Here is a 14,210-nt window from a genome sequence, read left to right on the forward strand (position 1 = left end):
AGTGATTTCCTTATCAGGCGTTACGGTCAATGAAGGTAGTGGCTTGGGCGTCGATCGAGCCGATCAGCTCGGGTGAGCCGCCACAGAACTGGCGGAAGATGTTGCGTGAAGCGCCGTTGCCCGGCACGTTCAGCGTCGGCTGGAAGCGTTCGCTCAGTTCGGTGTAAGCCGACCAGGGGCCGATGTAAGACTCGTTCAAACCGTTGGTGTAGCTGAAGGCGTAACGTACGGCGTTGCCTGGCAACCAGTTGGGTTCGCCGGGCGTTTGGCTCTGCCAGCCATCGGCCTGGATCGTCGGTGCTGCGGCGGGGGATTCCAGATAGCCGGCCGGTTTGTTCGGTGTGTGGTCCTTGAGCAGCAGGTAGGTGCTCCAGCCCCACCAGTTGTCGATCCGGTTGCTGTCGTTGAGATTGTTGACGTCGCTGCGGCGCAACACCTTGTTGCCGTCCAGAACAAATAACCCGGCGAAGTTACCCACCGGTTTTTTCACGGCGTTGAGGTCTGGCAGGTACTTCAGCGCAACGTAGCTGGAAGGCGTGGGCAGTGAACCGCTGAGGAAGGTTTCGAAGACTTCATCGGCCGAGCGCTGGACCGCGAGTTTGACCTGCTTGCGGTTGGCGCTATCGACCGAGTCGAAGTAGCGTTTGTCGCCGTAGGCATGCCACTGATCGCCGTTGGCGTTGTTCACGTTGAGGCCGTATTTGCTGTCTTCGTCGTGCATGAAACGGGTGATCAGCGAACCCAGGTCACTCGGCGTCACCACCGCCGCCAGTTGTTTACGCGGGATCCGTAGATGCCCGGCAGAGAACAGGTCGGTCAGGTAGTGATCGGCAAAAGCGTTCATTGCGTAGGCCAGCTCCAGCTGCTTGTCATCGCCACTGTTGCGTGCCAGAACGGCCTGTTGCAGGGCGGCGGTGTGCCCGGCGATGTACGCCAGCAACGCCCATTCGCCAAAGTGGTCGGCATTGTTTGCCGCCAGTTTCAGATAGCGCCCCAAGGGAAACAGTGCCGAGACAAAACTGCCACCGCCGGTGATCTTGTTCCACTCTTCGGACAACGTATCACCTAGGGCGTCGTAGACCTCATGAGGTTGTTTGCCGTCTCTGATCGCCTGATTGGCTGCGCTGATTTCCTTCTGCATTACGCCGAGAATCAACCCGGCTTCTGCTCGCGACGCTGGCAGCACGGCCAGCGAGTTGAACGCAGCGCTAAAACGCTGAATCCGATCAACCGGAGTCGCGCCATCGCAAATTGGCTGGTCGGGAATACCGTAGAAATCACCGCCTAACGAAACGATTTGGCCATAGGTCAACGCCAGGCCGTTGGGTAGGTGCAATGGCACTTGCCAGGCCGCAATTGCCGGTGCGTCCTTGACGAAGCGCAGCAGGGTGACATCGCCGATGGCGGTGTGTTCGCCGCCTTCGAAACGCAGTGAAGGTTGGGTTTTCAGTGGCTTTCCGGGCACGCCAGTAGTGTGATGTTTGAGGCGATGATGACTGTGAGTGATCAGCGTCAGGTGATCACTGTCACCGGAAAGGGCCACACCATGTTCTGTAAATAGTTGGTCCAGATCGGCAATGATCCGACCGTCGTGTTTGAGGTTTTCCTGCGATTGGGTGTGTAGACCTGACATTTCTAGCTCCTTGATATGTCGTAGGATGTATCTCGATTTGCTGTATGTATATACAGCTATTTTCGATAATAGCTGGAAACTTTCCTACGTCAAGGAACTGATTTTTCCGATTCGGGTTTTCCATCCGGCGATGAAATGCAGTTGACGGTTGTATTTTAAGTTGTACGATGACTTACAACTTCGGCCAAGGCTGAACGGGTTTTCTCATCACAACGTGCGTCCCAGGGTGTTCGAATAATGAATCCACAAGAACTGAAGTCCATCCTCTCCTCCGGCTTGCTGTCCTTCCCGGTCACCGATTTCAATGCTCAGGGCGATTTCCATCGTGCGGGCTACATCAAACGTCTCGAATGGCTGGCTCCGTATGGCGCTTCGGCCTTGTTCGCCGCAGGTGGTACCGGTGAGTTCTTCTCCCTGGCGGCCAGCGAATATTCGGAGATCATCAAGACGGCGGTCGACACTTGCGCCAGCAGCGTGCCGATCCTGGCCGGTGTCGGCGGCTCTACGCGTCAGGCCATCGAGTACGCTCAAGAGGCCGAGCGCCTGGGCGCCAAAGGTCTGTTGCTGCTGCCGCATTACCTGACCGAAGCCAGCCAGGACGGTGTTGCCGCCCACGTTGAAGCGGTGTGCAAATCGGTGAAAATCGGCGTGGTGGTTTACAACCGCAACGTCTGCCGCCTGACCGCGCCGCTGCTGGAACGCCTGGCCGAGCGTTGCCCGAACCTGATCGGCTACAAGGATGGCCTGGGCGATATCGAGTTGATGGTGTCGATCCGTCGCCGCCTCGGTGATCGCTTCAGCTACCTCGGTGGCCTGCCAACCGCAGAGGTTTACGCCGCTGCCTACAAGGCGTTGGGCGTACCGGTTTATTCCTCGGCGGTGTTCAACTTCATCCCGAAAACCGCGATGGATTTCTACCACGCCATTGCCCGCGACGATCACGCCACCGTCGGCAAGATCATCGACGACTTCTTCTTGCCGTACCTGGATATCCGCAACCGCAAGGCCGGTTATGCGGTGAGCATCGTCAAGGCCGGGGCAAAAATCGCCGGCTACGACGCGGGTCCTGTACGCGCCCCGCTGACCGATCTGCTGCCGGACGAGTACGAAGCGCTGGCCGCGCTGATCGACAAGCAAGGTGCGCAATAACCCGCTGAATCAACTAGGGCCGCTGAGCATTCGGCGGCTTTTTGTGTAAGGACTTCTGTTAAGGGGAAAGTGCTGTGGCAGACGTAAAACGATTCGACAACTTCATCGGCGGCCAATGGGTCGCGGGTGCCGACTACTCGACCAACATCAACCCGTCCGAGTTGTCCGATGTCATTGGCGAATACGCCAAGGCTGACCTGGCCCAGGTGAACGCCGCCATCGACGCCGCTCGTGCTGCATTCCCGGCCTGGTCGACCTCAGGTATTCAGGCACGCAGCGATGCACTGGATAAAGTCGGCAGCGAAATCCTCGTCCGTCGCGAAGAGCTCGGCATCTTGCTGGCACGGGAGGAGGGCAAGACCCTGCCCGAAGCCATCGGCGAAGTGTCCCGCGCCGGCAACATCTTCAAGTTCTTCGCTGGTGAATGCCTGCGACTGTCCGGCGATTACCTGCCGTCGGTGCGTCCGGGCGTCAACGTTGAAGTCACCCGCGAAGCTCTTGGCGTGGTGGGATTGATCACTCCGTGGAACTTCCCGATTGCCATTCCCGCGTGGAAGATCGCCCCGGCCCTGGCCTACGGCAACTGCGTAGTGCTCAAACCGGCGGAACTGGTGCCCGGTTGCGCCTGGGCATTGGCCGAGATCATCTCCCGCGCCGGTTTCCCGGCCGGTGTGTTCAACCTGGTAATGGGCAGCGGTCGAGTGATCGGCGACGCCATGGTCAATAGCCCGAAAGTTGATGGCATCAGCTTCACCGGCTCGGTTGGCGTGGGTCGGCAGATCGCGGTCAACTGTGTCTCGCGTCAGGCCAAGGTGCAGTTGGAAATGGGTGGCAAGAACCCGCAGATCATTCTCGACGACGCCGACCTCAAGCAAGCGGTCGAGCTGTCGGTGCAGAGTGCGTTTTATTCCACCGGTCAGCGTTGCACGGCCTCGAGTCGTTTGATCGTCACCGCCGGGATTCACGATAAATTCGTTGAGGCCATGGCTGAGCGGATGAAGTCGATCAAGGTCGGGCATGCCTTGAGAACCGGTACCGACATCGGTCCGGTGGTTTCCCAGGCACAACTGGAACAGGACTTGAAGTACATCGATATCGGGCAGTCCGAAGGTGCACGACTGGTCAGCGGCGGTGGCTTGGTGACCTGCGACACCGAAGGCTATTACCTCGCGCCAACGCTGTTTGCCGACAGTGATGCTGCGATGCGTATCAGCCGCGAAGAGATCTTCGGCCCAGTGGCGAACATCGTTCGGGTGGCCGATTACGACGCGGCGCTGGCCATGGCCAACGACACCGAATTCGGTTTGTCGGCGGGCATCGCCACCACGTCGTTGAAGTATGCCAACCACTTCAAGCGCCACTCCCAGGCCGGGATGGTGATGGTCAATCTGCCGACCGCCGGTGTCGATTACCACGTGCCCTTTGGCGGGCGAAAAGGTTCATCCTATGGATCGCGGGAGCAAGGTCGCTACGCGCAGGAGTTCTACACCGTTGTAAAAACTGCCTACATCGGTTCGTAACACGCAACACCGCGGTATCCGGTTTTGCCGGATACCGCAAACCGACGTAGGAGCTGCCGCAGGCTGCGATCTTTTGATCTTCAGCGTCCTCAAGGACGCCAGGAATCAAGATCAAAAGATCGCAGCCTGCGGCAGCTCCTACGCGGATATAAAAGATTCACCCGCGCATAAAAATAATCAGTGGGAGTACATCTACATGCAAGCGACCAAGCCGACCCACGTCCGCTATTTAATCCTGCTCATGCTGTTTCTGGTGACCACGATCAACTACGCCGACCGTGCCACCATCGCCATTGCGGGCTCCAGCCTGCAAAAAGACCTCGGCATCGACGCGGTCACTCTCGGCTACATCTTCTCTGCATTCGGTTGGGCCTACGTGGCCGGTCAGATCCCCGGCGGCTGGCTGCTGGACCGGTTCGGTTCGAAAAAAGTCTATGCCCTGAGCATCTTCACCTGGTCGCTGTTCACCGTGCTGCAAGGCTATGTCGGTGCTTTCGGTGTCTCCACCGCCATCGTCGCGCTGTTCATGCTGCGCTTTCTGGTGGGCCTGGCCGAAGCGCCGTCCTTTCCCGGTAACGCACGTATTGTTGCGGCCTGGTTTCCGACGGCTGAACGCGGCACCGCCTCGGCGATCTTCAACTCGGCGCAGTACTTCGCCACGGTGCTGTTTGCACCGCTGATGGGCTGGATCGTCTACACCTTTGGCTGGCAGCACGTGTTTATGGTGATGGGCGGGATCGGCATCGTGTTTTCGCTGGTCTGGCTGAAAGTTATCCACAGCCCGCGTCAGCATCCGATGATCAACGACGCCGAGTTCAAGCACATCGCCGACAACGGCGGTCTGGTCGACATGGATCAGGATCAAGGCAAACGCGCCGACGGGCCGAAGTGGGATTACGTGCGCCAACTGCTGAGTAACCGCATGATGCTCGGCGTGTACCTGGGTCAGTACTGCATCAATGGCATCACCTATTTCTTCCTGACCTGGTTCCCGGTGTATCTGGTGCAGGAACGCGGCATGACCATTCTCAAGGCCGGTTTCATCGCTTCGTTGCCGGCGATCTGCGGGTTTATCGGTGGGGTGCTGGGCGGGATTATTTCCGACTACCTGCTGCGCAAGGGCCATTCGCTGACCTTCGCTCGCAAGGCGCCGATCATCGGCGGCCTGTTGCTGTCGACCAGCATCGTGGCTTGTAACTACGTGGACATTGAATGGATAGTTGTGGGCTTTATGGCCCTGGCGTTCTTCGGTAAAGGCGTGGGCGCATTGGGTTGGGCGGTGGTTTCCGACACCTCGCCAAAACAGATCGCGGGCTTGAGTGGCGGGCTGTTCAACATGTTCGGCAACATCGCCTCAATCACCACACCGATCGTGATTGGCTACATCATCAGTTCCACTGGTTCGTTCAAATGGGCGCTGGTGTTTGTCGGCTGCAACGCGCTGGTCGCGGTGTTCAGCTACCTGGTCATCGTCGGGCCGATCAAACGCGTGGTACTCAAAGAGCCACCGAGCAAAAGCCCTGAACTGAACAAAATGTCTCAAGCGCATTCCTGAGGAGCGGCGTCATGCAGTTGATTGAACATTCCGACTCGCCGCGCTACATCCGGCTGCACGAGCGCGATAACGTGGTGATCGTGGTCAATGACCAGGGCGTACCGGCCGGCACTGAGTTCCCGGACGGCTTGGTGACCGTGGAGTTCGTGCCGCAAAGCCACAAGGTGACGCTGGAAGATATTCCCGAAGGCGGCCAGGTGATTCGTTACGGTCAGACCATCGGTTACGCCTTGCAGCCGATCCCGCGGGGTAGCTGGGTCAAGGAAGATCAACTGCGCATGCCCACCGCGCCACCGCTGGACAGCCTGCCGCTGTCCACCGAGGTGCCGGCCGCACAAGCGCCGCTGGAAGGTTTCACCTTCGAGGGCTATCGCAACGCCGATGGCACTGTCGGCACGCGCAATATTCTGGGGATTACCACCACGGTGCAATGCGTCACGGGTGTGCTCGACCATGCGGTCAAGCGCATCAAGGACGAGTTGTTGCCCAAGTATCCGCACGTCGATGACGTGATTGCGCTGACCCACAGCTACGGTTGTGGGGTGGCGATTACCGCCACCGACGCCTACATCCCGATTCGCACTGTGCGCAACCTGGCGCGTAACCCGAACCTGGGCGGCGAAGCGTTGGTAATCAGTCTGGGCTGCGAGAAGTTGCAGGCCGGGCAGGTGATGCACGAGAACGACAGTTCGGTGGACCTCAGCGAGCCGTGGTTGTATCGCTTGCAGGATTCCAGTCACGGTTTCAGCGAGATGATCGAACAAATCATGGCGCTGGCCGAAACCCGCCTGAAGAAACTCGACCAGCGCCGCCGCGAAACCGTGCCGGCGTCCGAGTTGATCCTCGGCATGCAGTGCGGTGGCAGTGATGCGTTTTCCGGAATTACCGCCAACCCGGCCTTGGGTTATGCCTCGGACTTGCTGCTCCGGGCCGGTGCGACGGTGATGTTTTCCGAAGTCACTGAAGTGCGCGACGCGATCTACTTGCTGACTTCGCGGGCAGAAACCAAAGAAGTCGCGCAGGAACTGGTGCGTGAAATGGACTGGTATGACCGTTACCTGGCCAAGGGTGAAGCGGATCGCAGTGCCAACACCACGCCGGGTAACAAGAAGGGCGGGTTGTCGAACATTGTCGAGAAGTCTCTGGGCTCGATCGTCAAATCCGGTAACAGCGCGATCAATGGCGTGCTCGGCCCTGGCGAACGGTTCAAGCGCAAAGGGCTGATTTTCTGCGCTACGCCGGCCAGTGATTTTGTCTGCGGCACCTTGCAACTGGCGGCCGGGATGAACCTGCACGTGTTCACCACCGGACGCGGCACGCCCTATGGTCTGGCGATGGCGCCGGTGGTCAAGGTCTCGACCCGCACCGAACTGGCGCAACGTTGGCCGGATCTGATAGACATCGATGCCGGACGGATTGCCACGGGGCGCGCGTCCATCGAGGAGCTGGGCTGGGAGTTGTTCCACTTCTATCTGGATGTGGCCAGCGGCAAGAAACAGACCTGGGCGGAGCAGCACAAGCTGCACAACGACATTACCTTGTTCAATCCAGCGCCCATCACCTGAGACCGCGTTATCGTTCTTCGCGAGCAAGCCCGCTCCCACAAGGATGGCGCTGAACCTGTGGGAGCGGGCTTGCTCGCGAAGGCGGTCGACCAGACGAACGCGTCCTTGCTGGCTTATCATTAGCCCCCTAACGACGCCCCTCAAGGTTCACCCGGCATGCTGGCAATCTTTCTCGAAACGCTGACCATCACCGCGCCAGTCTTTGCCATGCTGTTTATGGGCGTCCTGCTCAAGCGCATCAACTGGATCAACGACGACTTTATCCACACCGCCTCGGCCCTGGTGTTCAACGTCACCATGCCGGCGTTGCTGTTTCTCGGGATAGTGCACGCCGACCTGCACGCGGCATTAAAACCGGCGCTGCTGATCTATTTTTCGCTGGCGACGCTGGTGTGTTTCGCCATTGCCTGGGGCTGGGCGATCTGGCGTTGTCCGCGAGAGGATCGCGGGATCTACACCCAAGGCGCGTTTCGCGGCAATAACGGGGTGATCGGCCTGGCGCTGGCGGCGAGCATGTACGGCGCTTACGGGATTTCCCTCGGGGCGATTCTCGCCGCGCTGGTGATCCTGTTTTACAACACGCTGTCGACCATCGTGCTGGCGGTGTACAGCCCGGTGATCAAGTCCGATCTGTGGAGCATCTGCAAAAGCGTGCTCAGCAATCCGCTGATCATCAGCGTGATTTCTGCGGCGCCGTTCGCCTATTTTCAGATCGGCTTGCCCGGCTGGCTGGAGACGTCTGGCAGCTACCTGGCGCAGATGACCTTGCCGCTGGCGTTGATCTGTATTGGTGGCACGCTGTCGCTGGCGGCGTTGCGCAAGAGCGGTGATCTGGCGTTGAGTTCAAGCCTGGTGAAGATGATCGGCTTGCCGATCCTGGCCACGCTCGGTGCCTGGCTCTGGGGTTTTCGCGGGGCGGAGTTGGGGATTCTATTTCTGTACTTCGGCAGCCCGACCGCCGCCGCCAGTTTTGTCATGGCCCGGGCGGCCAATGGCAACCATGAACTGGCGGCGGCGATCATCGTCATCACCACGTTGATGGCGGCGGTGACCACCAACCTCGGGATCTTTGTGTTGCAGTGGGGCGGGTGGATCTAGGCTTGGGATTTGTAGTGTGCTTCAGGGCCAATCGCGAGCAAGCTCGCTCCCACATTTGATCTGTGTGGAACACAAAATCTGTGTACACCAAAATCCACTGTGGGAGCGAGCTTGCTCGCGATAGCTATCTAACTGTCACCACTCATTCCGGCTTTTGGTAGCTATCGATCACTTCCTGCGCCGCGCGAAACGCTTCCATCACCGCTGGCACGCCGGCGTAGACCGCGCAGTGCATCAGCGTTTCGCGGATCTCGTCCACGGTGCAGCCGTTGTTCAGCGCGCCACGCACGTGGCCTTTGAGTTCTTGCGGGCACTTGAGCGAGGTCAGGGCCGCGAGAGTGATCAGGCTGCGGGTTTTCAGTGCAAGACCGTCACGGTTCCACACCGCACCCCAGGCGTGTTCATTGACGAACTCCTGAAACGGTCGGGTCAGCTCGGTGGCATTGCCCATGGAACGGTCGACGAAGGCGTCGCCCATGACCTGGCGGCGCACTTCAATGCCGGTCGGTTTGCTGGAAACGGGTTTGTCGGTCATGGCAATTCCCTCTTGTTGTGTTGGCGGCGCCAGGCGCGCAGTGACGTGAACAGCAAAAACGCCACCAGTGCCGGCAGGACGAAAAACAGCATCAGGTGTTCCAGCTTGCCAGCCAGCGGCATGCCCGTGGTAAACGACACGACGTGCAGCCCGTAAGCCAGGTACAAGGCCAGAAACAGCAGGCCTTCGGCGCGAGTAATTCGATAGCCTGAATAGAACATCGGCAAACACAGCACGCTGACCGCCAGCAGCACCGGCAAGTCGAAATCCAGTGCGTTGGGCGATACCGACAGCGGTGTCGGCGCGACCAACGCCGTGAAGCCCAGCACACCCAGCAGGTTGAACAGATTACTGCCGATCACGTTACCCACGGCAATGTCGCGCTGACCACGCAAGGCTGCGATCAGCGAGGTCGCCAGTTCCGGCAGCGACGTGCTGACGGCAATGATGGTCAGGCCGATGATCCGCTCTGACAAACCGAAGTCGGTCGCCACCTCGACCGCTGCACTGAGTAGTAGATGCCCGGCAAACACCAGCAAGGCCAGACCGGCGAGCATCAGCAGCGCGCTGCTCAACCACGGCGCGCGGGAATTGCTGTCGCTGTCCGCCTGAGTGCGGTGCGGGTGCACCGAGTGCCGTGACTGACGCAGTAACAACCCGAGGTAAAGCACCAGCGCGACTAGCAGAATCGTGCCGTCGAGCGGTGTCAGTCGTTCATTCCAGGCCAGGGCGAGCACCAGCAGGCTGGCGCCGATCATCACCGGGATGTCCAGGTGCACCAATTGCCGGGAGACCCGCAACGGGATGATCAGCGCCGAGAGTCCGAGGGTGACGAGGATGTTGAAGATGTTACTGCCAATCACGCTACCGACTGCGATGTCGGTGTTTTGCATGAGGGTCGCTTGCAGGCTCACCGCCATTTGCGGCGCGCTACTGCCGAGGGCCACAACGGTCAGACCGATGATCAGCGGGCGTACCTTCAAGTGTGCGGCCAGGCGCACGGCGGCACGGACCAGCAGCTCGGCGCCAGCGATCAGCAGTACCAGGCCACTGAGCAGTTGAAGCACGCTGAGCAGTGGCAAGTCGGCAAGTCCGAAAATGATCGGTGCTCCGTCTGTCAGTTGTCGAGGGATTGCACGCGAACCCGTGCGGTGCCGCTACCCAGCATGCCCAGCCGCGCGGCCGCCTCGTGAGACAGGTCGATCAAACGCCCACGGGTGTGCGGTCCGCGATCGTTGATACGGACCACGCAGGATTTGTCGTTGTTCAGATTAGTGACCTTCACCCGCGTGCCGAAGGGCAACTGACGATGGGCGGCGGTCAGGGAATTCTGGTTGAAACGCTCGCCACTGGCGGTGCGTTTACCTTGGTGTTTGGCGCCGTAGTATGAGGCCACGCCGGTCTTGTCGTAGCCGTGTGAATCGATGACATCCGTGCTGGCACAACCGGCCAGCAGAGAGAGCAGGGCGCACGCGCCAAGCAAACGCTTCATTGGAAGAGCTCCCATAAAAAAGTGGCGAGGGAGCTTGCTCCCGCTCGGTCGTAAAGAGACCGCCATACCGGCAAGTGCGTTCCTCCTGAAAGGGCGTTTTTGCAGGTCATGGGTCTGTTTTCAGACCAGCGGGAGCAAGCTCCCTCGCCACAGGGAATGGAGCCAGTTTTCAGTGCTGGCTCCATTCCGGTCAGCCTTCGAGCTTGCTTTTCAGCAGTTCGTTGACTTGTTGCGGGTTGGCTTTGCCTTTGGAGGCTTTCATCGCCTGGCCGACGAAGAAACCGAACATCTTGCCGCGTTTGGCTTCGTCTGCCGCGCGGTACTGTTCAACCTGTTCGGCGTTGGCCGCGAGCATTTCATCGAGTACGGCAGAGATCGCGCCGCTGTCGGTGACTTGCTTCAAGCCGCGCTTTTCGATGATTTCGTCCGCGCTGCCTTCGCCGCTGGCCATGGCTTCGAACACGGTCTTGGCGATTTTGCCGGAGATGGTGTTGTCCTTGATGCGCAGCAACATGCCGCCCAACTGCTCGGCCGAGACCGGTGCTTCGTCGATTTCCAGGCCTTGCTTGTTCAACAGGCTACCCAGCTCAACCATGACCCAGTTGGCCGCCAGTTTGGCGTCACCGGCGATGCTCACGACTTTTTCGAAGTAATCCGCTTGCTCACGGCTCGACGCCAATACGCTGGCATCGTAGACCGACAAACCGAACTGCTCCTGGAAACGCTCGCGTTTTTGCGGCGGCAGTTCCGGCAGCGTGGCGCGCACGTCATTGAGGAACGAGTCCTCGATGACCACCGGCAACAGGTCCGGATCGGGGAAGTAACGGTAGTCGTTGGCTTCCTCTTTGCTGCGCATGGCGCGGGTTTCGTCTTTGTTCGGGTCGTACAGGCGAGTCTGCTGGATCACCTTGCCGCCGTCTTCGATCAGTTCGATCTGACGACGCACTTCGGTGTTGATCGCCTTTTCGATAAAACGGAACGAGTTGACGTTCTTGATCTCGCAGCGCGTGCCGAACTCAACCTGGCCCTTTGGACGGATCGACACGTTGCAGTCGCAACGCAGCGAACCTTCGGCCATGTTGCCGTCGCAGATGCCGAGGTAACGCACCAGCGCGTGGATCGACTTGACGTAGGCCACGGCTTCCTTGGCGCTGCGCATGTCCGGCTCGGAAACGATTTCCAGCAGCGGCGTACCGGCACGGTTCAGGTCGATGCCGGTGGCACCGTTGAATTCTTCGTGCAGGCTTTTACCGGCGTCTTCTTCCAGGTGCGCGCGGGTGATGCCGACGCGTTTGACCGTGCCGTCTTCCAGCGGGATGTCCAGGTGGCCCTTGCCGACGATCGGCAATTCCATCTGGCTGATCTGGTAGCCCTTGGGCAGGTCCGGGTAGAAGTAGTTCTTGCGGGCGAACACGTTGTGCTGACCGATCTCGGCGTCAATCGCCAGGCCGAACATCACCGCCATGCGCACCGCTTCCTGGTTCAGCACGGGCAGAACGCCGGGCATGCCCAGGTCTACCAGGCTGGCCTGGGTATTTGGCTCAGAGCCAAACGTAGTGGCGCTACCGGAGAAAATTTTCGATTGGGTGGCGAGCTGGGTATGAATCTCCAGCCCGATCACGACTTCCCATTGCATATATTTCTCCTCAGAAGCCTGTCGGGGTGCGGGTGTGCCAGTCAGTGTGTAACTGATACTGGTGCGCAACGTTGAGCAAGCGGCCTTCCTGGAAATACGGGGCGAGCAATTGCACGCCGACCGGCAGACCTTCGACGAAGCCGGCTGGCATCGACAAGCCCGGCAGGCCCGCCAGGTTGGCGGTGATGGTGTAGACGTCTTCCAGGTACGCAGCGATCGGGTCGCTGTTCTTGGCGCCGAGTTTCCAGGCCGGGTTCGGCGTGGTTGGGCCGAGGATGATGTCGACCTCATTAAAGGCAGCCATGAAGTCGTTTTTGATCAGGCGACGGATCTTTTGCGCCTTCAGGTAGTAGGCGTCGTAGTAACCGGCCGACAGCGCGTAGGCACCGACCATGATCCGGCGCTGTACTTCCGGGCCGAAACCTTCGCCGCGCGAACGCTTGTACAGGTCGGTCAGGTCTTTCGGGTCTTCGCAGCGATAGCCGAAACGCACGCCGTCGAAACGCGACAGGTTGGAGGAGGCTTCAGCCGGAGCGATCACGTAGTACGCAGGAATTGCGTGCTGCATGTTCGGCAGGCTGATTTCCTTGACCACCGCGCCGAGCTTTTCCAGCTCCTTGACGCTGTTGTGGATCAGTTCGGCGATGCGTGGGTCGAGACCTGCGCTGAAGTATTCCTTCGGCACGCCAATGCGCAGGCCTTTCAGCGAGCCGTTGAGGCTGGCGCTGTAATCCGGCACGGGTTCGTCGATGCTGGTGGAATCTTGCGGGTCGAAACCGGCCATGCCTTGCAGCAGGATCGCGCAGTCTTCGGCGGTACGCGCCAACGGGCCGCCCTGATCGAGGCTGGAGGCGTAAGCGATCATGCCCCAGCGCGAAACACGACCGTACGTCGGTTTCAGGCCGGTGAGGTTGGTCAGTGCTGCCGGCTGTCGGATCGAGCCGCCGGTGTCGGTGCCAGTCGCCGCAGGTAACAGACGAGCGGCAACCGCCGCCGCCGAACCGCCGGACGAACCGCCGGGTACGTGCTCCAGATTCCACGGGTTTTTCACCGCGCCGTAGTAGCTCGACTCGTTGGCCGAACCCATGGCGAATTCGTCCATGTTGGTCTTGCCCAGGGTCACGGCCCCGGCAGCGGCCAGCTTGGCGACCACGGTGGCGTCATACGGCGCCTTGAAGTTGTCGAGCATCTTCGAGCCGCAGCTGGTGCGAATGCCCAAGGTACAGAACAGGTCTTTGTGAGCGATCGGCGCACCGAGCAGGGCGCCGCTCTCACCGTTGGCCCGGCGTGCGTCAGCGGCTTTCGCCTGCTGGAGCGCCAGGTCTTCGGTGACGCTGATGAAGCTGTTGAGCTGAGGGTCGAGCTGGGCGATACGCGCCAACAGCACTTTGGTCAGCTCTTCGGAAGAAAACTTTTTGTCGGCGAGTCCGCGGGCGATCTCGGCCAGAGTCAATTGATGCATTGCAGGCTCTTTCCCTTTAGTCGATGACTTTCGGAACCAGATACAGGCCGTTTTCGACCGCTGGTGCGATGGACTGATAGGCCTCGCGGTGATTGGACTCGGTCACGACGTCTGCACGCAGGCGCTGACTGGCTTCCAGTGGGTGGGCCAGCGGCTCGATACCGTCGGTATTGACCGCCTGCATTTCGTCGACCAGCCCGAGAATGCTGTTCAGGGCCGAAGTGATGTGTGGAAGATCGGCATCATTGAGGCCAAGGCTGGCCAGATGAGCGATTTTTTCCACGTCGGAGCGTTCAAGCGCCATGGGATTCTCCAGTGGAAAACAGAACGGACGCTGTCCGTGTGTTAGATTGTCGGAACACTACCGCATTTCTACGGTCATAAGGCCGCGATTGTGGGGGTTGGTGCACAGAAAAGCGGCCAATTTAACATATTGGCGCCTTGCCCAAAATCCCTGTCGTTGTTAGAGTTTGCCGCACTTTTTTACCCACGCGTTGCCAGGGTCCCTTTCCCATGTTCAAGAAACTGCGTGGCATGTTTTCCAGCGATCTTTCCATTGACCTGG

At 59.7% G+C, this 14,210-nt stretch carries 12 protein-coding genes; 5 read left to right on the top strand and 7 right to left on the bottom strand.

Annotation, left to right across the window (positions count from 1 at the left end; all coding sequences use genetic code 11):
• Positions 1–13: 13 nt before the first annotated feature.
• A complete protein-coding gene (locus ACIPIN_RS21145) occupies positions 14–1,633 on the bottom strand; it encodes a phospholipase (RefSeq protein WP_401121696.1) in 1,620 nt (539 codons plus the stop codon).
• A gap of 237 nt (positions 1,634–1,870) precedes the next feature.
• On the opposite strand from ACIPIN_RS21145, the gene kdgD reads away from it, so the two are divergent.
• From kdgD to ACIPIN_RS21170, 5 genes are all read left to right on the top strand, one after another.
• Positions 1,871–2,782: a 5-dehydro-4-deoxyglucarate dehydratase gene (kdgD, locus tag ACIPIN_RS21150; protein ID WP_401121698.1), complete on the top strand. Its 912-nt coding sequence runs from the start codon at positions 1,871–1,873 to the stop codon at positions 2,780–2,782.
• 74 nt (positions 2,783–2,856) lie between these two features.
• Positions 2,857–4,302 (top strand): aldehyde dehydrogenase family protein, encoded by a 1,446-nt coding sequence (locus tag ACIPIN_RS21155; RefSeq protein WP_401121701.1) that lies wholly within the window; start codon positions 2,857–2,859, stop codon positions 4,300–4,302.
• Between the two features lie 73 nt (positions 4,303–4,375).
• The gene (locus ACIPIN_RS21160) at positions 4,376–5,857 is read left to right on the top strand and encodes an MFS transporter (protein ID WP_401121703.1); all 1,482 of its coding nucleotides are present in this window, start codon (positions 4,376–4,378) and stop codon (positions 5,855–5,857) included.
• Between the two features lie 11 nt (positions 5,858–5,868).
• Positions 5,869–7,422: a galactarate dehydratase gene (gene garD / locus ACIPIN_RS21165; protein ID WP_401121706.1), complete on the top strand. Its 1,554-nt coding sequence runs from the start codon at positions 5,869–5,871 to the stop codon at positions 7,420–7,422.
• 156 nt (positions 7,423–7,578) lie between these two features.
• Positions 7,579–8,520: an AEC family transporter gene (locus ACIPIN_RS21170; protein ID WP_401121708.1), complete on the top strand. Its 942-nt coding sequence runs from the start codon at positions 7,579–7,581 to the stop codon at positions 8,518–8,520.
• Between the two features lie 142 nt (positions 8,521–8,662).
• On the opposite strand, the gene ACIPIN_RS21175 is transcribed toward ACIPIN_RS21170, so the two are convergent.
• The 6 genes from ACIPIN_RS21175 to gatC form a co-directional block, all read right to left on the bottom strand.
• Positions 8,663–9,055, bottom strand: a complete 393-nt coding sequence (locus tag ACIPIN_RS21175; RefSeq protein WP_401121711.1) for a carboxymuconolactone decarboxylase family protein — start codon at positions 9,053–9,055, stop codon at positions 8,663–8,665.
• Positions 9,052–10,122 carry a calcium/sodium antiporter gene (locus ACIPIN_RS21180; RefSeq protein WP_401121722.1) on the bottom strand — a complete coding sequence of 357 codons (1,071 nt, stop codon included), beginning with the start codon at positions 10,120–10,122 and terminating at the stop codon, positions 9,052–9,054. The genes ACIPIN_RS21175 and ACIPIN_RS21180 overlap by 4 nt, the downstream gene beginning before the upstream one ends.
• 50 nt (positions 10,123–10,172) lie before the next feature.
• Positions 10,173–10,547: a septal ring lytic transglycosylase RlpA family protein gene (locus ACIPIN_RS21185; RefSeq protein ID WP_401121713.1), complete on the bottom strand. Its 375-nt coding sequence runs from the start codon at positions 10,545–10,547 to the stop codon at positions 10,173–10,175.
• Positions 10,548–10,737: 190 nt separating this feature from the next.
• Positions 10,738–12,183, bottom strand: a complete 1,446-nt coding sequence (gene gatB, locus ACIPIN_RS21190; RefSeq protein WP_401121716.1) for an Asp-tRNA(Asn)/Glu-tRNA(Gln) amidotransferase subunit GatB — start codon at positions 12,181–12,183, stop codon at positions 10,738–10,740.
• A gap of 10 nt (positions 12,184–12,193) precedes the next feature.
• Entirely contained in the window at positions 12,194–13,645 is a 1,452-nt protein-coding gene (gene gatA, locus ACIPIN_RS21195; protein WP_401121717.1) for an Asp-tRNA(Asn)/Glu-tRNA(Gln) amidotransferase subunit GatA, read from the bottom strand.
• A gap of 16 nt (positions 13,646–13,661) precedes the next feature.
• Entirely contained in the window at positions 13,662–13,949 is a 288-nt protein-coding gene (gatC, locus tag ACIPIN_RS21200; protein WP_019691880.1) for an Asp-tRNA(Asn)/Glu-tRNA(Gln) amidotransferase subunit GatC, read from the bottom strand.
• Positions 13,950–14,210 lie beyond the last annotated feature (261 nt).

This window comes from Pseudomonas sp. NPDC087697 (assembly GCF_044743155.1).
Classification (GTDB): Bacteria; Pseudomonadota; Gammaproteobacteria; order Pseudomonadales; family Pseudomonadaceae; genus Aquipseudomonas.

Excerpts from the sequence above, each read along its gene's own strand:
- gatC (WP_019691880.1), bottom strand. The coding sequence starts at position 13,949 with ATGGCGCTTGAACGCTCCGACGTGGAAAAAATCGCTCATCTGGCCAGC.
- ACIPIN_RS21185 (WP_401121713.1), bottom strand. The coding sequence starts at position 10,547 with ATGAAGCGTTTGCTTGGCGCGTGCGCCCTGCTCTCTCTGCTGGCCGGT.
- ACIPIN_RS21170 (WP_401121708.1), top strand. The coding sequence starts at position 7,579 with ATGCTGGCAATCTTTCTCGAAACGCTGACCATCACCGCGCCAGTCTTT.
- gatB (WP_401121716.1), bottom strand. The coding sequence starts at position 12,183 with ATGCAATGGGAAGTCGTGATCGGGCTGGAGATTCATACCCAGCTCGCC.
- gatA (WP_401121717.1), bottom strand. The coding sequence starts at position 13,645 with ATGCATCAATTGACTCTGGCCGAGATCGCCCGCGGACTCGCCGACAAA.
- ACIPIN_RS21145 (WP_401121696.1), bottom strand. The coding sequence starts at position 1,633 with ATGTCAGGTCTACACACCCAATCGCAGGAAAACCTCAAACACGACGGT.
- ACIPIN_RS21175 (WP_401121711.1), bottom strand. The coding sequence starts at position 9,055 with ATGACCGACAAACCCGTTTCCAGCAAACCGACCGGCATTGAAGTGCGC.
- kdgD (WP_401121698.1), top strand. The coding sequence starts at position 1,871 with ATGAATCCACAAGAACTGAAGTCCATCCTCTCCTCCGGCTTGCTGTCC.
- garD (WP_401121706.1), top strand. The coding sequence starts at position 5,869 with ATGCAGTTGATTGAACATTCCGACTCGCCGCGCTACATCCGGCTGCAC.